The sequence below is a fragment of the Phaeovulum vinaykumarii genome (assembly GCF_900156695.1).
GTDB classification, from domain to species: Bacteria; Pseudomonadota; Alphaproteobacteria; order Rhodobacterales; family Rhodobacteraceae; genus Bieblia_A; species Bieblia_A vinaykumarii.
Window position 1 is genome coordinate 670,529 of the sequence record NZ_FTOM01000001.1, and the last position, 21,745, is coordinate 692,273.

Sequence of the window (21,745 nt, forward strand, 5' to 3'; positions counted from 1 at the left end):
GGCCCGTCAGATCCGCGGGCACGCGGGCCGCGCGGCAATCCTGCGGCCGCGGCAGAAAGGGAGCGGGCCGACCGGCCCGCCCCGAAACCGGATCTCCGGTTCTCTTACTTGTATTTGCCGGTGTAGACGGGTTCGACAGACACGGGCGCGGGAGCGGGCTCGGGCGCCGGGGCGCACGCAGCCACGACACCGACGAGCGCGAGAGCAAAAACGACTTTCGACATGAGCGTCTCCTGACATTGCTGACCGCATGGCACCCGCCATCGGCCAGATTCAAACATTCGCGGGCACGGAAGACAATCTCTGCCGTCCCGGCCCCGAGCATATACCGAGGCATGCGGCGCGCCCAGCCCCCTTGCACAGGCAGAAGGCTGCAAAGCGCGCGCGCTTCGGCAAAAATGGAAGACATCTCCGGTCTCGACAGCTGCGAACGGCTCGACATCAGTAGAATTCCCACACGCATCGCCCGTTTTCGGGACGGAAAGCTTCAAAAACCTGCACCGCTTCGGGATTCGGCGCACCGAACGGCACGGGCCGATCGGCGACCGAGATGATGATCTGCGCCGGCTGCGGACCGCCCCCCGCCAGCGCCGGCAACGCCTGCGTGTCGCACAGCCAGGTCAGGTCGGCCAGAAGCGGGTCGGCCCCGGCCATTCCCGCAGCATCAGGCCCGGCGGCATCGGCCCCGGCAGCATCGGGGTCAAAGGCATCGCCCGAGAGGTCGTCCTCGAAGGCCGGCACATCGACCGGATCCGGCGCCGTCTCCGCGCCCCCCGCCCCTGCCTGCGCGGCAGCCGTGGCGGCCAGATGCGCGGCCAGATCGGGCGCAACAAAGCGCATCCGCAGCGCCAGCCCTTCGGGCCCCGGAACCCCCTGCACCGTGTCGAGCGCGCGCACCGCCCACCCCGAGGGCAGGATGATGTCCGCCGGATCGGCCGCCAAGGCCGGCGCGACCGGAAGCGCCAGCAGGAAAAGCGCCAGACCGGGCGCAGGGAAACCGCCGCCGCGCAGGATCATTGCACGCCCCCCGGACGGGTGACCAGAACGCGGCGCGCCTTGGGCGGCGCCGGCAGGTCGCGGATCGAGCCCAGCGGCGCCAGATCGCCGATCTGGTCCTCGGCGCGCGCGCCGCGCTCGCCGCCGCGCAGCCGCAGGTCCAGCATGATGCGCCCGCCCGGCGCGACATTGCGCGCAAAGAAGGCGGTGTAGGTCGAGACCGGATAATGGAACCCGCAGGACAGGAACGACACCACCAGATCCACCGGCCCGATCCCGATCACCGATTCGCGGCCCGGATTGAGCACGCTGATCCGTTCCGGGGCGATGCCGTTCGATTCGAGAAACCCCCGCGCCACCGAAAGCGACGCATAGGCCGCGCCTTCGGCCGCGAAGGAAAAATGCCGCCGCGCGTTAGATTCGAGGTCGATCAGCACCGGGTCGCAGCCCAGCGCCCGCGCGGCAAACAGATCGAAGATCGCATAGCCGCAACCGATATCGGCCAGCCGGATCACCGGGCGTTCGGACAGCACCGGCAGCAGCGCGGTGAATTCCTCCCAGATCACACCGGCGGCGCGCCGGGCGATTTCCGGGCCGAGGCGGTCGACCTCGGCCTCGAGCGGGCCGGGGTCGCCCCCCTCCCACAGGCGGATCAGCTGACCCGCCCGCGGCACGTCATAAAGCACTTCGGAGCGTTGCAGAATCAGATTGAACAGGTCGTCGCGGCCAAAGGCGCCGACATCAAGCGCCCTGATCTCGGGGCGCGCGGCCAGGGCCGCGATATCCCTGTTCAAGCTGGTCATCTGTGCTCACAGCGGAATGTTGTCGTGCTTTTTCCAGGGGTTCGACAGCTTCTTCGAGCGCAGCGCGGCAAAGGCGCGGGCCACCCGGCGGCGCGTCGACCGCGGCTGGATCACCTCGTCGATGAAGCCCTTTTCGGCCGCCACGAACGGGTTGGCGAAGCGGTCCTCGTAATCCGCGGTGCGCTGCGCGATCTTCTCGGGGTCGCCCAGTTCGCTGCGATAGAGGATCTCGACCGCGCCCTTGGCGCCCATCACCGCGATCTCGGCGGTGGGCCAGGCATAGTTGAAGTCGCCCCGCAGGTGCTTCGAGGACATGACGTCATAGGCGCCGCCATAGGCCTTGCGGGTGATGACGGTCACCTTCGGCACCGTGGCCTCCCCATAGGCAAACAGAAGCTTCGCGCCGTGCTTGATGACGCCGCCATATTCCTGGCCGGTGCCGGGCAGGAAGCCGGGCACGTCGACCAGCGTCAGGATCGGGATCTCGAAGGCGTCACAGAAGCGCACGAACCGCGCCGCCTTGCGCGAGCTGTCGATGTCCAGACAGCCGGCCAGAACCATCGGCTGGTTGGCCACCACGCCGACCGTCTGACCTTCGATCCGCACGAAGCCAGTGATGATGTTGCCCGCGAAATCGCGCTGGATCTCGAAGAAATCGCCCTCGTCGGCGATCTTCACGATCAGCTCCTTCATGTCGTAGGGCTGGTTCGGGTTCTCGGGGATCAGCGTGTCGAGGCTGTCCTCGACACGGGCCGGATCGTCGAAGAAGGGCCGCACGGGCGCCTTCTCGCGGTTCGACAGCGGCAGGAAATCGACGAGACGGCGCACTTCGGCCAGGGCCTCGACGTCGTTTTCATAGGCCCCGTCGGCGACCGAGGATTTCTTGGTGTGGGTCGAGGCGCCGCCCAGCTGCTCGGCGGTGACGATCTCGTTGGTGACCGTCTTCACCACGTCGGGCCCGGTGACGAACATGTAGGAACTGTCCTGCACCATGAAGATGAAGTCGGTCATGGCCGGCGAATAGACCGCGCCACCCGCGCAGGGGCCCATGATGACCGAGATCTGCGGGATCACGCCCGAGGCCATGATGTTGCGCTGGAAGACATCGGCATAGCCGGCCAGCGAGGCCACGCCTTCCTGGATGCGCGCCCCGCCCGAATCGTTCAGCCCGATCACCGGCGCGCCGTTCTGCATCGCCATATCCATGATCTTGGCGATCTTCTGGGCGTGGGTTTCCGACAGCGAGCCGCCGAAGACGGTGAAGTCCTGGCTGAACACATAGACCATGCGGCCGTTGATCGTGCCCCAGCCGGTGACCACGCCGTCGCCCGCCGGGCGTTCGGCCTGCATCCCGAATTCGGTGCAGCGATGCGCGACGAACATGTCGAATTCCTCGAACGATCCCTCGTCGAGAAGCAGGTCGATCCGCTCGCGCGCGGTCAGCTTGCCCTTCTTGTGCTGGGCGTCGATGCGGCGCTGACCGCCCCCCATCCGCGCTTCGGCACGCCGATTTTCCAGCTCTAGCAGAATGTCCTTCATGGCTCCCCCAAAGAGAATCCTGCGGCGCCGAGGCGCCTCGTGTACGATTGTTGCGCACCCTATGCGCCGAGCGGGGTGGGGGAAAGCGAAATCCCGTAAATTTGCAAATTATTGGCATCTATGCTTCTGCTAATTGCAACATTGCAAATTGCGCCCGCAAAGCCCCGCCGGCCCACACCCTTCCCCACCGCACGACAGCGACGGATTTACATTCCCCCCGACCGGGCCTAGCGAACCTGCATGACGCCGCATTTCCTTGACCGCCAGAGCCCGCCCCACATCGCCACGCTGATCCTTCTGGCAGGACTGGCGGCACTGTCGATGAACATCTTCCTGCCGTCCCTGCCCGGCATGGCGCGCCACTTCGGGGTGGATTACGCGGTCATGCAGCTGTCGGTGTCGGCCTATCTGGGGGTGTCGGCGGCGCTGCAACTGGTGATCGGGCCGATCTCGGACCGCTACGGGCGGCGCGTGGTGATCCTGGGCGCGCTGATCCTGTTCCTTCTGGCCACGGCCGGCACGCTGCTGGCCCCTTCGGCCGAGATCTTCCTGATCGCGCGGATGGCCCAGGCGATCATCGCCACCGGCATGGCGCTCAGCCGGGCGGTCGTGCGCGACATGGTGCCCGGCCCCGAGGCCGCCTCGATGATCGGCTATGTGACCATGGGAATGTCGGTCGTGCCGATGATCGGCCCGGTTCTGGGCGGCATCCTCGACGAGGCCTTCGGCTGGCAGGCCAGCTTCTCGCTGCTGCTGGCGCTGGGGCTGGCGGTGACGGCGCTGGTCTGGGCCGATCTGGGCGAGACCGCGGCACCGGGCGGCGGCGGCTTCGCGGCACAGGTCCGCAGCTATCCCGCGCTGTTCGCCTCGCGCCGGTTCTGGGGCTATTGCCTGGCGGCGACGCTGTCGTCGGGGTCGTTCTTCGCCTATCTGGGCGGAGCCCCCTTCGTCGGCGCACATGTCTTCGGCATCAGCCCGGCCACCTTGGGCTATTTCTTCACCGCGCCGGCGGTGGGCTATTCGCTGGGCAATTTCCTGTCGGGGCGGTTCTCGGTGCGGCTGGGCACCGACCGGATGATCTGGCTGGGCACGCTGGTGGCGACGGGCGCGCTGGGGCTGGCCACGGCGCTGGCGGTGGCGGGGATCTCGCATCCGCTGATCTTCTTCCCGGCGGTGGGGGTGATGGCGCTGGGCAACGGCATGACACTGCCCAATGCCAATGCCGGGATGATGTCGGTGCGCCCCGAACTGGCCGGCACGGCCTCGGGGCTGGGGGGCGCCATGACCATCGGCGGCGGCGCGGCATTGGCGGCGGTGGCCGGAGCATTGCTGCGTCCGGGCGGCACCGAGACGCCGCTTCTGGCGCTGATGACAGCGTCATCCATCGCCTCGATCGCCGCAATCATGTGGGTCCGCGCCCGCCGCGCCGCGCTGGGCGTGTGACGGCTGGGGCTCACGCCCGGACCGTGCCACTGTACGCGATCACGTCGAAACACCGCGCCAAAGTGCGAAAGGTTTGCCGAAATACCTACGCCGTAGCGGCGCAACCCGTGTTCCTTCTGAAAGTGCCAACTAGCCCCGCTTAGGCAGGGTTCTTCTTCCCCGGTTCATTCTGCTAACATCGCCGTAGATATGTGAAGTTAGGGGGGGGGCGATGCTTGTAGCGGATTGTGAGGGCAAGCGTATCGACGCTTTCACGGCCCAAAAAGGACCAACGTATTCTTGTCCAGAGTGCCGGGGCGAGGTTGTGCTAAAGAAGGGCCGGAAGGTGGTACACCATTTCGCGCACAAGCCCCCAACAACGTGCACATGGGCCACGGGCGAGACGCGTGCCCACATGGAAGCGAAAGCAATCGTGGCCGACGCGCTCAAAACAAGGGGCCTGCGGGTGGAACTTGAATATGTCGTGAATACGCTACCCGGCGATAGGCGAGCGGATGTTATGGCATGGTCCCCGAACGGGCAGCTTATCGCATTTGAACTGCAACACACTCCAATAGGTATAGATGAGATTGAGCGGCGCGCATCTTCATACGCCAGCGCCAATATCGCTCAAATTTGGATACCCTTCCTTAGCCCGAAGGTTTGGGATGAAGGATACCCGCACAACGGCGGGTGGTTCGTTCAGCGGTACACGCCGCGCAGCTTTGAGCGTTGGGTTCATGGCTTAAATGGTAAGAACGGCATGTGGATGTATGACCCGAAGGAGCAAGAGTTCTGGCTAGGTCGCCTTGCGAGTCATCAACAATATATCAACGAGACTAGTTGGTTCTCGGAAGGGGGAGAGGAAAACTTTGCCGGTGGCTACTACAAATACTCCAAGCGCTTCCGCGAACTTACGTTGAACGGCCCCCACAAGGCCACTGACTTGCGGATAGCGGTGTCAACCCGGAAGGCATTCAGCACAGCTGGCTACAACTGGCCCGCAGCCCGTATCGCCAACCTGACTCTTGCGTGATCCGCCCAGCATCACGCTTTCGTAAGCGAAACGTACAAATCTGCCGCTCAAGCATAAATTGCAGGCTGTGAGTGGCTTGCTTCCTTACTAGATTTCTCAATGAAATCAAAGGCAAGTGGAGGAGAGACAGTCCGTATTTCGTTCTGGATCTACTAACTAAGATATTGATTTTAAATGAATTCCTATTTCCGCGTGTCGCAGAATGTATAGCATTATGTATAGCAAATTTGCTTGACCCCAACTGGCCGCAAGTGGTATTCTCTATGCCATAACGAGTGCCCTTTGTTTCAGTTGCGATGTTTCAGAAGTTCATTTCTGCATTTCACCGGAAGGCGGTAGGTGTTTCGACACCTGCCGCCCTTCCCCTTTTCGGACTCACCCCCACCCTCACCGGAACGACCGTCACCACGCAAGGCGCGATGCGCGTTCCTGCGGTGGCCTGTGCGGTGGCCCTGATCGCCGAGACCGTGGGGGCTCTGCCCGCGAAGCTCTTCGAGAGAGACGGCCGGGAAAGCGTCACCGATCACCCGGCCTATCGGCTGATCCATGACGAGGCGAACCCCTGGACCTCGGCCGAGGCGCTGCGGGTGGAATTGACCACCGACGCCCTGTTGCACGGCCACGGCTACGCGGTTGTCACCCGCAACACCTCGGGCGAGCCGGTCGAGCTGCACCGGATCGACCCGCATCAGGTGCAGGTTGAAACCGACGATTTCGGCGAACCCTCCTATCTGGTGCAACTCACCGACGGCCCGCACCGCTATCCCTTCACCGACATCCTGCATGTGAGCGCCTTCGCGGGCGCCTCGCCGATCACGCTCGGACGCGAGGCCATCGGCCTTGCGCTCGCTTTCGAAGAACATATCGCCAAACTCTTCGCGAACGGCGGCAAGCCCGGTGGCATCCTCAAGACCGAGAAGACCCTCGGCGATGAGGCCAAGGCCAAACTTGCGGTGAGTTGGACGGCTGCGCATGGTGCGGGCCGATCCGGGGGCACTGCCATCCTGGACGAGGGCATGAGCTATGAAGCGGTGACGATGACGCTCGCCGACACGCAATTCGCCGAGAACCGCCTTGAACAGATCCGCGAGATCGCCCGTGCCTTCCGGGTGCCGCCCACGATGCTCTTCGAGCTCACCCGCGGCACATGGTCCAACACCGAAGAAATGGCCCGGCAATTCCTGCAAGTGACGCTCAAACCGTGGCTCGCCTCGTGGAGCTGGGCCTATGCGCGCTGCCTGCTGACCCCCGAGGAACGCCGGGCGCTCTATGTCGAGTTCGTCACCGACGATCTGACCACCACCGACACGGCCGCCCGCGCGGCCGCCTATGGGCAATACCGCAGCATGGGCGCGATGACGGCCAATGAGGTGCGCGCCGGTCTGAACCTGCCGCCCCGCGCCGATGGGGACACGCTGCAAAACCCCTACACCACCACCGGCGCCCCGCCTGCCGCCAGAAAGACCCCCGAAGATGGCTGACCGGATCACGCATCGCGCCTTCTTCGGTGAAACCGAGCGCCCCTTCACCCTGACCGACCCCATGCTTGCCGAGCTTGAGCGCCTGACCGGACAGGGCACCGGGGCGATCTATGCTCAGATTGTCGGCATGACATGCCCCGCCAGGACGCTGACCGAGATCATCCGTCTCGGGCTGATCGGTGCGGGAATGGCGCCCGAAGAGGCCATGCGCCTTTGCACGACCTATGCCCATAACCGCCCGCTGACCGAGATTCTGCCGCTTGCCTTCGGGATCATGGATGCCCGGTGGAGCGGTGTGGAGGCCACGACATGACCGACCGGCTTGAGATCAAGGCACAGCTTGCCGCGAGCGAGGCAGGCGAGATCACCGGCCTGGCCTGGCCTTTCGGGTCTGCCGACCGGGTGGGCGACGTGATCGTGAAGGGCGCTTTCTCGGCGCCTTCTGCACTGCCGATGCTCTTTGCCCATGATCAGGCGCAGGTGATTGGCGTCTGGGATGAGATCGCCGAGACCGAGGCCGGTCTGACGGTGAAAGGCCGTCTTCTGATCGAAGACGTGGAACGCGCCCGCGAGGTGCGCGCGATGGTGAAGGCGGGCGCCGTCTCGGGCCTTTCCATCGGCTTTGTGACCAAGGACGCCAGGCGCGCGGGTCGCGGCCGTCGCATCACGGCGCTTGAGCTGCACGAAATCAGCATTGTTGCGGTCCCGGCCCATCCGGGCGCGCAGATCACCTCTTTGAAATCGACCCATTTGCAAAAGGAACATTCAGCGATGGAACAAGAAGACACCGCGGTGCCCGCGCCGCAGATCGACACCAAGGCGTTTGACGAGATCAAATCCCGCCTCGACAAGCTCGAAGCGAAATCGAACCGCCCGAGCCTGGCCGTCACCGGCGTTCAAAGCCCGGTCATGGCGGCTGACGAGGTGAAGGGCTTCGTGCATTACCTGCGCACGGGCGACAAGTCCGAGACCAAGAGCCTTGCCTATGGCGCGCCCTCGACCGGCGGCATCCTGGCGCCGGAAACCGTCTCGACCTCGATCATCTCGAAGATTGCCGAACAATCCCCGGTGCGGGGGCTGGCCTCGGTGATCGCGATGAGCGGCCCGCTTCTGCAACTGCCCCGCCTCGTGACCGAGGTGGCGCCCCAGCATGTGACCGAGACCGAAACCCGGCCGGAATCCGAACCGACCTTTGAACAGATCGACCTCAAGCCGCATGAAATGGCCGTCATCGTGCCGGTGACGCGGGTTCTTCTCGAAGATGCCCAGGTGGATCTGAACAGCTACCTCAGCGCCCATATCGCCCGCAGCTTTGGCCAGCTCGAAGCCAGATGGTTCGTCACCGGCAACGGCACGACCGCCGCCGAGGGCGTGATGACCTCGGCCGAGGTGCAGGAATGCGAAGTGACGGGCCTGACGGCCGATGAGCTGATCGACCTCTATTATGCGCTCAAGACGCCCTATGCCCAGAATGGCGCCTGGCTGATGAACCGCAAGACAATGGCGGCGGTGCGCAAGCTCAAGGACGGCAACGGCGATTTCCTGTGGCAACCCGCGCTGGCCGGCGGTCAGCCCGGCACGCTTCTGGGCCGTCCGGTCTATGAGGCCCCCGACATGGAAGATGCCGCCGCGGGCAAGACGCCCATCGTCTTCGGGGACTTCGCCTCGGGCTACACGATTGCCGATCACACCGGGTTCAGCATCATGCGGGACGACTACACCGGCGCGGCGAATGGCATCATCAAGTTGCATGCGCGCCGTCGCGTGGGCGGGCGCGTGACGCTGGGTGAAGCGCTGGCGAAGCTCAAGCTCGCCGCCTGAGCCATGACCCCGCTTGCGCGCTGCGAAGAGGTGACGGTGTATCACGGCGGCCTGGCCGTGGTTCTGCGCCCTTCGCTGCGCGCGGCGATGACCCTTGAGCGCCTGCGTGACGGCTGGCCGGGCCTCCTTCTCAAGCTCGACCAGTTTGACGTTCGAACCGTGCGGGCAATCCTCCGGGCTTCGGCGGTTGATCGCAACGCCGTCGAGGCTCTTCTGGCCTCTTTCGCTGTCACTCCCATCGCGGCGGTGAAGGAGGCCACCCTGGCGCCCCTGAGCGCGCTTCTGGCGCTCTTTCTCGCGCCGATGCAGGAAGAGACCGCCTGCGAGGCAAAGCCTTCCAGAGGCCGCGTGACGCCCTGGGTGGATGCCTATGCCGAGTTCTATCACTTCGGCACGGGATGGCTCGGGTGGAGCCCGGCCGAGACATGGGTCGCAACACCCACCGAGATCGCACAGGCAATCGAAGGCAAGCTTGCCCATCTGATTGCGATGAACGGCGGTGACAGCGGCGCCGGTCCCAGCGGTCCCGCCGGTCCCAGCCCCGCCGACTATACACCCGAGCGGCTGCGCGAGATCGAAGAGCTTGGCTTCGACCCGGCCTTTGACCGCGAGGCGCTGCACCGACTGAAAGCGAAAGGCTGACCATGCCGAGACCACCCCACATCTGCGCCTGTGGTCGCCTTGTGCCGCATGGAGGGCGCTGCACCTGTCAAAGAGAGTCCGACCGCGCCCGCAAACGCCGCCATGACGCGCGGCGCCCTTCGGCCCGCGCGCGCGGCTATACCTCGGAATGGGAAAAGGCGCGTCTGGTCTTCCTGGCCGCGCATCCATGCTGCGCGATGTGCGGGGCGGTGGCGACCGTGGTCGATCACATCACCCCGCACCGGGGCGACAAGGCGCTCTTCTGGGACCGGGCCAACTGGCAAGCGCTCTGCAAACCCTGCCATGACCGGGTGAAGCAGAGGGAAGAGCGGGCGGGCGATGTTTGACGCGCCCTCGCGCTGGAACCCCGAGCGGAACCTGTGGCTTGAGGTGCTTTATCGCACAGTGGAAGATGCGACGAAGGGACCACGCCACACGCCAACGGCGCATGACAAGGTGCGGATCAAGGAATCTGCCCGCGACTACCTGACCCGGCCGAGTCGTGACCTTGCGATGGTCTGTGCGCTGGCCGGGGTGGATATGGGAGCGGTGATTGAGGCGATGCGATGACAATTCATCGTTGATCGGTGCAGGCAGCCCATTAGAAACTCAAAAATTTCAGCCTTCTTCATAAGAATAGGTTGCATTAGGTTGTCTGAAAATAGATCCGAATGCGGACAATGTTTCCGCCACATCGTAGCCTCTCAAGGCTTGATCCAGATCTCTAAATCACCCAAGAAACTTGTCTCCTTGCAGAGATATGCGTGCCCAATCGCCTTTCCCGTCAGGGACAGCCTCGTGACGCCAACCCTGCTTTCGTCGTAACGCGAACAAAGCAAAGAAAAATCCGGGAAGACTTTTGAAACCTCCGCAACGAAGGAAGCATTATCAACCAAGCGCCCTTGGCACGCGGCTTTATATTTCGCCCCAAAACCTTCAAGACCCGGCAACGCACCCGCCATATTGTCGAGACCCTTTTCGTTAACTCGGACATATACTTTTTGCGGATCGAAGGGGCTAATGGCAATCGAGTTCGTCAATCTAAGTAAGGCTGTATTTGGGTGCAGCGCATTAAGCTCTTCAGGGTCAAATCCAGTATTAAATGCCTCCGGATACTTTGACTTCAGAACATGCGCTAATGGCCTCGGGGTTAGCGCCGCATTGCCGGGGCCACTCAACAATAAGCCGTTGCTCTCAAGGTATTCGAGCGCATCCATAGAAAAATCAAGCGAATCCGTTATTGGCGAGAGGTGTGAATGGAAGCGTTCGGACACAAATTCAGTTGCCGAATTCCCTATCAATCCAACATCCATAACGTAAAATATGAAAGCAAGGTTTGCGAAATCAACCTTCGTCAGATTAGCTGACTTGCGAATGGCGTCATTTAGTGCAAGTGAAGTCCTCGAAGTCAGCCGCCTGCTGGCACGTTGATAAATCAGATCAGTTAGCACTCCGTGCAAAGATTCCGAGTCACTTCTAACGTAAGCCTTCTGCGCATCTAAAAGCGCCCCCTGCATATCTGGATCGGCGAACACCTCCAGTGCCGCAGTGTCGCCGCGTGCTATTTTTTCCTCGAGGCGCTTTTCAAATTCATTCAGCCGCTCATTAACCAGCGATTTCGCAGCTTCAGTGTAAAATTGAATGCTTTGCGAAACAATGGTCATAACTTCAGAGAGAGATGGCCCAACTATAATATCTCTCGCCGCCTGCATCGCGGTTGAATTTTCTGCAACTTTTTGCTCCTGACCCTTACCGATCATTGATATTTACGTCTCTTCCCGCTTGAATACCAAAGGATCTGCCAATTATTCTTTGCTTCTGATTTCTACTTTTGTTAATCCTCTTCACCGCAAGGAAAGCCAAAGCAACAGAAATTAGAACCCCAACTGCCCAAAGGACAACTTCTTCAACGTCCACCTTGCCATCCCCCCCATTGCGAGTTGATAATACTTTTAAAGATGTTTTATCTTGGCGGCCATTTCAAGGCTCATTGTGATTTCCAACGTCATCCGGGGCACCTCCCGACTTCCACCCCATCCCCGGACCGGCGGGGGGAGGTCCGCACAGGATGGGCGCTAAATAACTTTTTCTCGACTCTTCAAGTCCTTGGCGGAATGTGCTATGTGATAACGTGTGTTTTTCTTGACGAGTTTTCGAGTATGCCTTTCGTGTCCCTGCCCGAGCTGAAAGCCCAGCTCAACCTTGACCACGATCTTGACGACGCGATTCTGTCGCATCAGATCGACGCCGCCGAAGCCTATGCCGCCAGCTTCATCGGCGCAGCCCTTCCCGATCCTCTCCCGGCCACGATCCGACAAGCCGTGCTCATGCTGGCCGCGTTCTGGTATGAGACCCGCGAGGCGGCGCAGAGCGGCACGTCGCCCGCCTCGGTGCCCTTCGGGGTGCATGACCTCTTGCAGGCGCATCGGGCGTGGGTGGTCTGACATGGCGGGTCGTGATCTGAATGCGCAAGCCGCCCGGCTTGCCAAACGTCTTGAGTCGATCCCCGATGCGGTGCTCGAAGCGGTGCGCCCGGCCGTGGTGCAATCCGCCGAAGACCTCGCCAATACCGCGCGCAGCCTCGCACCCGAAGCCGAGGGCGATCTGAAAGCCTCTATCGTGGTGACGCCGCCAGGTGCCCAGAGCCCGGCCTATGCCGAAGGCGGTGGCCGTCGCATCGCAGGCGAGAACCAGGCGCTTGTCACGGTGGGCAATCCCGAACAACGCCACGGCCATCTTGTCGAGTTCGGCACGAAACCGCATGTCAACGGCGGCCAGTTCGCAGGCACCGAGCACCCCGGCACCACGGCGCAGCCCTTCCTTCTGCCCGCGGCACGTCTGACGGATGCGCGCGCCCGGCGCCGGATCGGGCGGGCAATCGGGCGAGCCGTGCGCCAGATCGCACAAGGGGGCGGCCATGATTGACCCCGCACTTGCGTTTCAAACCGCCGTGCGCGGCACGCTGATCGGCGCGCCCGCGGTGGTGGCACACGTCCTTCCTGACAACATCCGCGCGGGTATGGTGCGCCCGGATCGCCTGCCCTGCGTGGTGCTGGGCGATGCCCGCACCGATTTCCTGGGATGCGCGGCCGGTTCGCAGCGTCTCGCGCGGGTGTTTCTCACCCTGCATGTCTGGGCGCAGGAAGATGGCGCCGACACCGCCCGCGAGATCGGCGCCGCGATCCAGGATGCCCTTGCGTTCGGGCCGAAGGACACCGCCGAGATTGCCGTGGATGACTGGCAACAGCCGCGCCTCGTGTGGCTGCGCGACCCGCAACCCGAGCTCACGCTGACACATGGTGCGATGGCGCTTGAAGCCGTGGTCCGGTGGAGGGTGTGACGATGCAGGCCGGAAAGCTTCAACGCCGGATCACCCTGCAACGGCTGAGCGAGACCGTCGCGCCTTCCGGCGCGGTGACACGCACCTGGGCCACCTATGCCGAGGGTCGAGCCGAACTGCGGCAGGCGGGCATATCCGAGTTCCTGACCGCCACGACCGAGGCCAGCGCGCAAAACGCGGTGTTCCTGATCCGCTGGGTGCCGGGTGTCTCGCTGGCAGACCGCATCCTGCATGACGGCCAGGCGTGGAACATCGTCGCCCTTGCCGAGATCGGGCGCAGACGCGGCCTTGAACTGCGGGCGGTGGCGGCATGAAACCCGTGGCGATTTTCCTCTATGAGCTCTCGGGCAAATCCGCAGACACCTTCGCGGCTGCGGGTTGGGACTGCTTCTGCATCGACATTCAGCATCCCGGAAACCGCACCGAAGGCAATATCCACTTCGTTCGGGCCGACGCCCGGCGCTGGAAGCCGACCCGCGACATGGTGGAACGCTGCCGGTTCTTCTCGGCCTTCCCGCCCTGCGATGATCTGGCGACCTCGGGGGCGCGTTGGTTCAAGGGCAAGGGGCTGCACGCGCTCGCCGATGCAATCGAGCTCTTCGCCATCGCCGCGGAATGGGCCGAGTTCTTCGAGGTGCCCTATCTGATCGAGAACCCGCGCAGCACGATCAGCACCTATTGGCGCAAGCCGGATCATTGCTTCGACCCCTGCGACTATTCCCAGCTTGCGCCGTCCGAGCATTACACGAAGAAAACGTGTCTCTGGACGGGCGGCGGCTTCGTGATGCCACCGAAGGCACCTCTTCCCGGTCCTGCCCAGGAAAACGTGATCCGCGACATGCAAGGCAAGGGCCGGGCGCGTGCCAATGCGCGCAGCGTCACCCCCATCGGCTTCATGCGCGCGACCTTCGAGGCAAACTTCGGCCAGATGACCAAGGCGGTAGCAGCATGAGCGCGACCAGTCTTCGCGGGCTCAAACCCGCCCTCAGGCCCGATGCCGAGGCGCTGACGAAGGCGCCGCCCGCGCCGTTCTGGCTTTCGACCCACGCGAAGGCCGAATGGAAACGGATCATGCCGCAACTGATCGCGCGCCGGATCATCACCCGCGCCGATCTTGCGGGCGTCGAAGCCTATTGCTCGGCGGCGGGTATCTGCCGCCAGCTCGAAGAGGAACGGCGCGCCGCCGGAGGCATGATCGACAAGACCGCCTTCGGCATCTGGAACCGCGCAGCCCAGACCGCCCGGCAACTTGCCTCGGAATATGGCCTCACGCCCACCTCGCGCGCGCGCATCGGCTCGGCAGAACCCGAGGATGCCGACGCCGACGATCCGCTTGCGGTGTGACATGGCGGGCAGCACCTATCCGGCCTGGGTTCTTGATGGCTCTCCCATCGAAGACCCGCTTGGGCATGGCGCCCGCGCGGTGAAGATGGTCTTCCTGATGATCCCGCGCGGCAACCGGAAGACCTCGCTCGCTGCGGCGCTCGCGCTGTTGCACCTGCTCGGGCCGGAACGGGTGCCCGCCGGGCAGATCATCTTTGCCGCCTCGGATCGGGAACAGGCGGGCATCGGCTTTCGTGAGGCCGCCGAGATCGTGCGGTGCGACAAGCGTCTGGAAGCCGTGACGCGCCTCTATGACGCCCACAACGCGCCCAAGGCGATCAAGAGCACCCGAGATGGCTCGGTGCTCAAGGCGGTGTCCTCGGATGGCCGCGCGCAGCACGGCACCACGCCGACCTTCGTTCTTGCCGACGAAATCCACGTCTGGCAGGGGCGCGAGCTCTGGGAGGCGCTGCAATCGGGCATGGCGAAACGCGCGGGCGGGCTGACGGTGATCGCCACCACCGCGGGCCGAGGCAACGAGGGCTTGGCTGCCGAGCTTTATGCCTATGCGCGCGGCGTGGCGCTCGGGCAGATCGTGAACCCGGAGTTCCTGCCGATCCTCTTCGAGCCCGAGCCGGGAGACGATTGGGAAGACGAAACGCTGTGGCATCGGGTGAACCCCGGTCTCGCACATGGCTTCCCAGACCTTGAAGGGCTGCGTTCACTGGCACGGAAGGCCAAGGACAGTCCCGGCGAACGCTACAGTTTCGAGCAATTCAACCTGAACCGATGGCTCGGCAACTCGCGCGACCCGCTCTTTGATTTCGACACCTACGATGCCCGCGTGTTCGAGGATGACGAGGCAGACCTTGAGCAATTGCCCTGCTGGCTGGGCGTGGACCTCTCGCGCTCGGGCGATCTGACGGCGGTGGTCGCGGCCTTCCGTCACCCTGACGGGCAAGTGACCCTGCGCCCGAGCTTCTTCGTGCCGGGTGAAGACCTGAAAGCCCGCGCCGACCGTGACGGGGTGCCCTATGAGCGTTGGCGCGATGCCGGGTTGATCCGCGCGTGCCCCGGTCCGATCATCGACGAAGGCATGGTTGAAGACGAGATCCGCGACCTCTGCGCCCGTTACGATGTGCAGGAAATCGCCTTCGACCCGCACCTGGCCACCCGCATGATGCAGCGCCTCTATGATGACGGACTGCCGGTGGTGGAGGTCAGGCAAGCTCCGCTGACGATGGGTGCGGCCGGTGCCGACCTTGAGCGCATCGTGAACGGCAGGCTCGTGCGGCATGACGGCCATCCGATCTTGCGCCAGCACTTTGCCTCGGTGGTCGCCGTGCGCACCGAAACCGGGCTTGTGAAGATGCACAAGGCCCACAAGCGCGACCGGATTGACGGGGCGATTGCAAGCGCGATGGCGGTCTATCGCCTGCGCCTCGGGCAGAGCAATTCGAGCGCCTATAACGCGCCCGAAGCGGGCGGACTCTTTGTGTTCTGAATGAGTGATGAGTGATGAATGACGTTACCCTTCCCGGCCTGATCGTTCCCGTCGAGGCGCGGATCGACAAGCTTGAAAAGGCCCTCAAGCGGGCCAGCGGGGCCCAGGCCCGCACCGCACGCGACATGGAAACCCGTGCCCGGCAATCGGTGGACCGCATGGCAAGGAGCTATGACGGGCTCGGCGCGCGTATGGCGGGCGCCTTCAAGAGCGTGCCGATCCCCGGCCTCGGTGTGGGCATGGCCGGACTGGCCGGCGCGGGCTTCGGCGCGGGGTTCGGGCTGGCCGCCGGGCAGGTGCGCGCAACCGTGCGCAGCATTGCCGAGATCGGCAACGAAGCCCGGCGCGCCGGTGTGGCTGTCGAAGACTTCCAGCGCTGGCAATATGTGGCCGAACAGAACCGGGTGAGCCTTGAGGCGCTGACCGATGGCTTCAAGGAGCTTTCGCTTCGCGCCGATGAATTCGTGATCACCGGCAAGGGGGCGGGCGCCGAAGCCTTCCAGCGCCTCGGGTTCAGCGCGGACGTGCTTGCCGCGCACCTGAAAGACCCCAGCGCGCTCATGCTCGAGATCGTCAAGCGTCTCGAACGCCTCGACACGGCCGCGCAGATCCGGGTGGCCGATGAGATCTTCGGCGGCACGGGCGGCGAACGTTTCGTGGAGATGCTGGCGCGGGGCGAGGCCGGTATCTCGGCGATGATGGGACGTGCCTCGGTGCTCACCGAGGAACAGATCGAGCGGGCCGACGACCTCGACCGACGCTATAGCGCGCTCACGGCAAGCCTTCACCGCGGCTGGCAACATGCGGCACTCGGCGCCGCCGACTTCGTGGCTCAGGTGCTCAATATCCAGACCGAGACCGGCAAGCTTGCCGCCTCTGACCTCTTCCGCAACCGGATGCAGGCACCCCAGATCCTCGGACCGGAGGTGGATGACGCACTCAAGGACAACGGGCAGGCGGTGGCCGACAATGCACAGGCAATCGCCGATCTTCTGACGCTTTATGAGCGGTTCGGGGCGCAGGCGGATGCGCTTGCCCCGATCCTGAGCCGTTTCGGGGGCGAATTGACCCGGATGGGCGAGACCGAGGCCGGGCACAGCTTGCAGGATGCGGCCCTGTCCATGCAAACGCTGACCGGCAAGCTGGATGCGGGAGAGATCAGCGCGCAGGACTTCGAACGCCAGATGGGTCAGCTCATCGAAAAGGCTCAGGCGGCATTCGGCGCGCTGGGAGACCTTGACGATGTGCGCTTTGCCAGGGTCATCGAGCGCCTGGGCGATCTATGGAGCGCGCTTGAGGCGCTGCGTTCGAAGGCGGCACAGGCGCGTGCGACCTTGCCGGGCGGGGTGGCATCACGCGAAGACACGCGCGGGGCGGCCATCGCCGAGGCCCGTTCGGGCAGTTATGCCAACAGCAGCCCCTATGCGCCGATGACCTCGCCGCCGCCGAAACCGGCGCCGCCGCTCGTGGATGAGACCGGACACGCGACCCGGCGCGGTGGCGGCGGGACAAGCACGGACGTCTTCGCACGCGCCGTTGCCGATCTTGCGCGCGAGAAGGCCGCCCTTGATGCCGAGGCGGCCGCGCTCGTCGCTGCCGCCGCTGCCGGGCGCGATTATACCGACGCGGTGGATTTCGCCCGCACGCGGGCCGAGCTTCTGACCGCGGCCGAGCGCGAAGGCAAGACGATCACCCCGGAACTGAGCGCCCAGGTTGACCAACTTGCGCAAAGCTATGTGGAGGCGGGCAATCGCGCGGAGGCGGCCGCGAACAAGCTCAAGCGGATCGACGCAGCAGGCCAGCGCGGCGCCGAAACCCTGACGGACCTCTTCACCGGCGTTCTCGAAGGCAGCATGAGCGCCGAGGAAGCGCTTGAACAGCTCGTCTTGAAACTCGCCGAGGTGCAGTTCCAGCAGGCGCTGACGGGGCTCTTTTCCGGCCCGCTGGGCGGCTTCGGCGCCGGGCTGGGCGGATTGCTCGGGTTCGCGGCGGGCGGCTACACCGGCGACGGCGGCAAGTTCGAACCGGCGGGCATCGTCCACCGGGGCGAATTCGTCATGTCGAAGGCCGCGACGGCCCGTCTGGGCGCGGGCAACCTCGAAGCGCTGCACCAGGCCGCCCTTCGGGGTTACAGCGGAGGCGGGCTTGTCGGGGCGCGCGCACCGGGCGCGACCCGCGAACGAGGGTCGGCGTCGGCTGCGCCGGGGATCACGATCAACGCGCCCGTGACCGTGAACGCGACCGGCGGCACCCCCGAAGCCAACGCGGATCTTGCCCGGCAAGTGGCCGATCAGACCGAACGGGCGATGCGCGCCATTGTGACCGAAGAACTTCTTCGGCAGATGCGACCCGGCGGGGTGATGCGCTGAGACTCGTCAGGAGCGCCGTGGACGGCCTCTTGTGCCGGAGGCGGGTTCCCTACCGCAGCGGAGCGCGCGTTTCTGGGTGATGTTCTTCCTGCTGGTGCGCGCCGAACGATCCCGCTTTGCTGCCGTTCCCCGGATGTGTATCGGTCATGCCGATCCACAAGGCAGGTGCATGGAATTCTACGGTCCGGGTCTCGCCTGCCGTAGAATTCTACAGTGACAATCAGACAAGAACACCACCATGAAGCAGAAGCGAGACAACAGGTATTTCCTCGAGCGCCTGCGCCTCGAGCATCCGCATATCCATGCCGATTACCAGGCCGGGAAGTTCAGGAATGCCACGGAGGCATTTCGGGCCGCGGGGCTGGTCAAGACCCGGTCGGCACTCGAAAGGCTCGAGAAGGCGTGGAACGAGGCCTCCGCAGCAGAGCGCGACGCGTTCAAGATGCGCATCGGCTGCACGGCCTCCACGGGCGCGCCTGGCGCCATTCTCGCCTCAGGTGGCGGGGGTGTAGCCGGGGCTCCAACAACGCCGCCAGTGACTCGCTCCGTGAGTCTCGTGACGCATCCTGTGCCGGGGCGACACCCCAGCACCTCCAGCGCGCACGTCTCGATGCCGAACCAGCCGAAACCGGGTCGGGGTCAACTCACCGATGACGAGCGCACCGCGGTGCGAGAGATCATGGACCGGCGCGGGATGCGGGTCGGAGATGTCATGCGCGAACTGGGTCGCAAGCCGCTTGATGCGTCGCTGGGCATGGCCTTGCATCGAGGAACAACGCTCACAGCGGATCTTCTCGATCTGCTGCGTTCCTGGATCGAAACGCACCGGAAGTCATGACCGCCATGCGATGCCGCGCGCGGTTCCACCTGGCGGCGTAGAATTCTACGGCCACTGACATGTCGGTGGATCGCCGGAAGGTTCTGACCTGAGGTTCGGCACCTCGTCACATCTTGCGACCGGGTTCGTCTGGTGGCCGATCAGATCGGCGGGGTGATGCGCTGAGACTCGTCAGGAGGGCCGTGGGCGGCCTCTTGTGTCGGAGGCGGGCCTCCCTACCGCGGCGGGTGAGACGTGACTCAGAGGCGCCTCTCCGGGGCTCTGACGCGGGCTCCGGGGCGGGACCGCGGAGAAGGTGAGAGGGGGCCGGAAGAGAGGCTTGAATGACCGGGCGGGAGCGGGCGCAGCCCGTGGACGGCCGGGGTAAGGATCTGCGTTTCCTCTCATGAACCCGAGCGTTCCCTTCGGACCGGAACAGTTCGTATCCTCTTTCCTTCCTTCCTCGTTCTCTCTCTTTCTGTATCTTCTTACTTATAGGATATATACTTATAGTGATGAGTAGGCGGAGAAAGCTTTTCCTTTCCGACAATCTGTTCCTTCCGGTCTACCCCTGCTTCACCCTCAGTCTCTCTTCCAGCCACCGCGGTCCCGCGACCGGCAGAAGTGTGGCGGAGGGCAGGCCCGAAGGGCCTGGCCGAATGTCACACTTCTGCCCGTCTTAAGATAACCTTCTAAGAAGTATATTTACTAAAGGTTACCTATATACGGGCAGAAGCGTGACACCGGCTCCGGCCCACCCTGCTTCACCCTCACGCCGCTTGTGTCCCTCTAGGGATGCGGGATGACAGGGGCCACTCTCAGTCTCCCTTCAAGCTCCTGCGGTCCCGTGTGACTAGCGGCATGATCCCCCTCCCGAGCTCCACGTTTCATCTCCCGAAAAGTTCGCTCCCGGTCACATTATTTCCCTGCGGTGGGTTTACCTACCTTTGCGCGCCTGGTATAGTGGGTTTACCTACCATGGAGAAAAGGAGACACCAATGGTATTCATGATCAAGCTTTCCGATGAGCGCGGAGAACAGTTGCGCCAGATCGCGCAAGCCAAGAAGCTGGCGGTCGCCGACCTTATTGCCGAGTTCATCCGATCCGAGGTTGCGGCAGGCACCATCGCCCCCACCGTCCCCGGCGTCGATGTGCAGAAGGCTGAAACCGCGATCGTCATCACGGCGAACGGTTTTAAAGCCTCGGTGCCTATGAACGAGGGTCCGACGCTCGCCGATGTGCTGAAAGGAACTGCCACACTCTCGAACGACCCTGAACGCAAGAAGCAATGGCTCGAAGGGGCCGCGGCCTTGTCGGGCGTGAAGGTCAAGCTCACCGGACGGCACAGTCTGAAACTTACCTCGCCACTGACCGGGCGAGAATACTCCTTGCCGCTGAGCGTTGCGGCCGATCTTGGCGACCAGATTCAGAAGGTGGTGGAATGATCGCCCGCGATGAAGACCAAGGCATGCCCGGTGCACTTGATGACGCGGAGGCAGAAGCCCTCCTCGCGTTGCTGGACGGGATCGACACCGACGACGAAGCTCATCGGTCCCGCACGCGCGCATCAAATGCCTGGCGCATGAAGACGCACTACGAGCGCGAGCTTGCAGAGCGCATCGCCGCATACGTCCCGCGCACCCGGACTCTCGGCGGGCGGGTTTGGGATTTGCTGGCGCCCGGCACCGAGCCTCACGCGGGCGATGAGGTCGAAGATGAAGGCGTGTGGCGCCCTCGGCGGGTCATCGCTGACTGCAAGACCAGATATGACCGGGCGGTATTCTTGGCATGCGAGGCGCAGCGCCAATACGACGCAAACCCAAGTGAGGTGACGAAACAGCTCCTGGATGAAGCGTTGCAGCGTCGAGCCCGTGCCTTGCGAGAATCTGAAACTGAGACAGTGCGGACGCGCGACCGGATCAACGAATGGCGTGCCGGAGAGGGGCGCGAAGTTTACAACGCACGACGCAGATCCGTGCGCGCCACGCCGAACGCCGACCTTTCAGCCATGACCGACGAGGAGAAGGCTGCGCACAAGCGAGAACAGGCGAGACTTCGGAAGCAGCGCAGTCGGGCGAAAGCTCACGCTCGCAATTGCCTCGCGCGATGACTGGCGTGACGAGATCCGGGCCGCGCACTCTTCTGGCTGCGGGCCGCGTGTCGGTTCGCAACCTGACCAGCGCAGCACCCTCAACGCGGCCAAAGCGGCCGAGATCGCCGCTGAGAGCGATGAAGTAGCGGAGAATAGCTACGCAGACAAATAGCTAAGTAGCTGATTTAATTGCAAAATTTGTATTGACGCTGGATTCCGGCGCGGCCTAGACTCCGCCTATCGCCACCCCCTCTGCGGAGCATCATCAATGCCGACCTTCATCGACGACGAAGCCTATACCCGCCTTCTGATCGACCTGCGCGAAGCCGCCAGAGCCGGTGACTGGGAAAGCGCCCTTGCCGAGGTTCTCGGCGGTGTGAACGTTCTGCCCGCCGCCTGTCGGAACGACTTCGTTGATCAGCTTTGAGGGGCAGCGCCACCTAGCCCAGATCGTTTTGCAGCCGATTGCGCAAATCCTAGCCCAGGAAGCCACGGCCAAGCTGGGCGGCGCCACCCTGCAAGACGCGCCGCCCTTCATCGACTGGGCCGACGAATAGGGG

At 63.9% G+C, this 21,745-nt stretch carries 25 protein-coding genes; 21 read left to right on the forward strand and 4 right to left on the reverse strand.

Translation table 11 applies throughout. The features are described from left to right. Positions 1-441: 441 nt before the first annotated feature. Genes BW949_RS03140 through BW949_RS03150 form a run of 3 tightly spaced genes read right to left on the reverse strand, consistent with a single transcriptional unit; the run spans position 442 to position 3,338 of the window. On the reverse strand, positions 442-1,017 hold the full coding sequence (locus tag BW949_RS03140) for a DUF6497 family protein (RefSeq protein ID WP_076363427.1): 576 nt from the start codon (positions 1,015-1,017) through the stop codon (positions 442-444). Continuing rightward, a complete protein-coding gene (locus tag BW949_RS03145; protein ID WP_076363428.1) occupies positions 1,014-1,799 on the reverse strand; it encodes a class I SAM-dependent methyltransferase in 786 nt (261 codons plus the stop codon). The genes BW949_RS03140 and BW949_RS03145 overlap by 4 nt, the downstream gene beginning before the upstream one ends. A gap of 6 nt (positions 1,800-1,805) precedes the next feature. Beyond that, a complete protein-coding gene (locus BW949_RS03150) occupies positions 1,806-3,338 on the reverse strand; it encodes an acyl-CoA carboxylase subunit beta (protein WP_076363429.1) in 1,533 nt (510 codons plus the stop codon). Positions 3,339-3,578: 240 nt separating this feature from the next. Between BW949_RS03150 and BW949_RS03155 the strand changes: the two genes are divergently transcribed. The 8 genes from BW949_RS03155 to BW949_RS03190 all read left to right on the forward strand — a co-directional run bounded on the left by BW949_RS03155 (position 3,579) and on the right by BW949_RS03190 (position 10,310). Beyond that, positions 3,579-4,781 carry a multidrug effflux MFS transporter gene (locus BW949_RS03155; protein WP_076363430.1) on the forward strand — a complete coding sequence of 401 codons (1,203 nt, stop codon included), beginning with the start codon at positions 3,579-3,581 and terminating at the stop codon, positions 4,779-4,781. 211 nt (positions 4,782-4,992) lie between these two features. Further along, positions 4,993-5,796: a competence protein CoiA gene (locus BW949_RS03160; RefSeq protein ID WP_076363431.1), complete on the forward strand. Its 804-nt coding sequence runs from the start codon at positions 4,993-4,995 to the stop codon at positions 5,794-5,796. 296 nt (positions 5,797-6,092) lie between these two features. Beyond that, positions 6,093-7,277, forward strand: a complete 1,185-nt coding sequence (locus tag BW949_RS03165; protein WP_076363432.1) for a phage portal protein — start codon at positions 6,093-6,095, stop codon at positions 7,275-7,277. Then, positions 7,270-7,590 (forward strand): gene transfer agent family protein, encoded by a 321-nt coding sequence (locus tag BW949_RS03170; RefSeq protein WP_076363433.1) that lies wholly within the window; start codon positions 7,270-7,272, stop codon positions 7,588-7,590. The genes BW949_RS03165 and BW949_RS03170 overlap by 8 nt, the downstream gene beginning before the upstream one ends. After that, positions 7,587-9,098, forward strand: a complete 1,512-nt coding sequence (locus tag BW949_RS03175) for a phage major capsid protein (RefSeq protein ID WP_076363434.1) — start codon at positions 7,587-7,589, stop codon at positions 9,096-9,098. The genes BW949_RS03170 and BW949_RS03175 overlap by 4 nt, the downstream gene beginning before the upstream one ends. A 3-nt stretch (positions 9,099-9,101) precedes the next feature. Next, positions 9,102-9,740 carry a phage tail assembly chaperone gene (locus BW949_RS03180; RefSeq protein WP_076363435.1) on the forward strand — a complete coding sequence of 213 codons (639 nt, stop codon included), beginning with the start codon at positions 9,102-9,104 and terminating at the stop codon, positions 9,738-9,740. Between the two features lie 2 nt (positions 9,741-9,742). Continuing rightward, on the forward strand, positions 9,743-10,087 hold the full coding sequence (locus tag BW949_RS03185; RefSeq protein ID WP_076363436.1) for an HNH endonuclease signature motif containing protein: 345 nt from the start codon (positions 9,743-9,745) through the stop codon (positions 10,085-10,087). Next, positions 10,080-10,310 (forward strand): hypothetical protein, encoded by a 231-nt coding sequence (locus BW949_RS03190; RefSeq protein ID WP_076363437.1) that lies wholly within the window; start codon positions 10,080-10,082, stop codon positions 10,308-10,310. The genes BW949_RS03185 and BW949_RS03190 overlap by 8 nt, the downstream gene beginning before the upstream one ends. A 134-nt stretch (positions 10,311-10,444) precedes the next feature. On the opposite strand, the gene BW949_RS16705 is transcribed toward BW949_RS03190, so the two are convergent. Beyond that, positions 10,445-11,500, reverse strand: coding sequence for an LPO_1073/Vpar_1526 family protein (locus BW949_RS16705; RefSeq protein ID WP_143524398.1), 1,056 nt, complete (start codon positions 11,498-11,500; stop codon positions 10,445-10,447). 399 nt (positions 11,501-11,899) lie between these two features. Here BW949_RS16705 and BW949_RS03195 point away from each other — a divergent pair, with 399 nt between their 5' ends. The 13 genes from BW949_RS03195 to BW949_RS17010 all read left to right on the forward strand — a co-directional run bounded on the left by BW949_RS03195 (position 11,900) and on the right by BW949_RS17010 (position 21,742). Then, positions 11,900-12,184 carry a head-tail connector protein gene (locus BW949_RS03195; RefSeq protein ID WP_076363438.1) on the forward strand — a complete coding sequence of 95 codons (285 nt, stop codon included), beginning with the start codon at positions 11,900-11,902 and terminating at the stop codon, positions 12,182-12,184. 1 nt (position 12,185) lies between these two features. Further along, positions 12,186-12,665: an HK97 gp10 family phage protein gene (locus BW949_RS03200; RefSeq protein ID WP_076363439.1), complete on the forward strand. Its 480-nt coding sequence runs from the start codon at positions 12,186-12,188 to the stop codon at positions 12,663-12,665. Then, on the forward strand, positions 12,658-13,080 hold the full coding sequence (locus BW949_RS03205; RefSeq protein ID WP_076363440.1) for a DUF3168 domain-containing protein: 423 nt from the start codon (positions 12,658-12,660) through the stop codon (positions 13,078-13,080). Before BW949_RS03200 ends, BW949_RS03205 begins: the two co-directional genes overlap by 8 nt. Before the next feature lie 2 nt (positions 13,081-13,082). After that, positions 13,083-13,394, forward strand: a complete 312-nt coding sequence (locus BW949_RS03210) for a phage head closure protein (RefSeq protein ID WP_076363441.1) — start codon at positions 13,083-13,085, stop codon at positions 13,392-13,394. After that, positions 13,391-14,032 carry a hypothetical protein gene (locus BW949_RS03215; RefSeq protein ID WP_076363442.1) on the forward strand — a complete coding sequence of 214 codons (642 nt, stop codon included), beginning with the start codon at positions 13,391-13,393 and terminating at the stop codon, positions 14,030-14,032. Before BW949_RS03210 ends, BW949_RS03215 begins: the two co-directional genes overlap by 4 nt. After that, positions 14,029-14,424 (forward strand): phage terminase small subunit P27 family, encoded by a 396-nt coding sequence (locus BW949_RS03220; protein WP_076363443.1) that lies wholly within the window; start codon positions 14,029-14,031, stop codon positions 14,422-14,424. The genes BW949_RS03215 and BW949_RS03220 overlap by 4 nt, the downstream gene beginning before the upstream one ends. A gap of 1 nt (position 14,425) precedes the next feature. After that, entirely contained in the window at positions 14,426-15,907 is a 1,482-nt protein-coding gene (locus tag BW949_RS03225; RefSeq protein ID WP_076363444.1) for a terminase large subunit, read from the forward strand. A gap of 14 nt (positions 15,908-15,921) precedes the next feature. After that, positions 15,922-18,276: a phage tail tape measure protein gene (locus BW949_RS03230; RefSeq protein WP_076363445.1), complete on the forward strand. Its 2,355-nt coding sequence runs from the start codon at positions 15,922-15,924 to the stop codon at positions 18,274-18,276. Between the two features lie 238 nt (positions 18,277-18,514). Then, positions 18,515-19,114, forward strand: coding sequence for a hypothetical protein (locus BW949_RS03235; RefSeq protein ID WP_076363446.1), 600 nt, complete (start codon positions 18,515-18,517; stop codon positions 19,112-19,114). 977 nt (positions 19,115-20,091) lie between these two features. Next, positions 20,092-20,538: a hypothetical protein gene (locus BW949_RS03240; protein WP_076363447.1), complete on the forward strand. Its 447-nt coding sequence runs from the start codon at positions 20,092-20,094 to the stop codon at positions 20,536-20,538. Next, on the forward strand, positions 20,535-21,203 hold the full coding sequence (locus BW949_RS16710) for a hypothetical protein (protein WP_143524399.1): 669 nt from the start codon (positions 20,535-20,537) through the stop codon (positions 21,201-21,203). The genes BW949_RS03240 and BW949_RS16710 overlap by 4 nt, the downstream gene beginning before the upstream one ends. A gap of 250 nt (positions 21,204-21,453) precedes the next feature. After that, positions 21,454-21,612: a hypothetical protein gene (locus BW949_RS17005; RefSeq protein WP_159440037.1), complete on the forward strand. Its 159-nt coding sequence runs from the start codon at positions 21,454-21,456 to the stop codon at positions 21,610-21,612. Continuing rightward, complete coding sequence (locus BW949_RS17010) at positions 21,599-21,742, forward strand: hypothetical protein (protein ID WP_159440038.1); 144 nt, start codon at positions 21,599-21,601, stop codon at positions 21,740-21,742. Before BW949_RS17005 ends, BW949_RS17010 begins: the two co-directional genes overlap by 14 nt. The last annotated feature ends 3 nt before the right edge of the window (positions 21,743-21,745 follow it).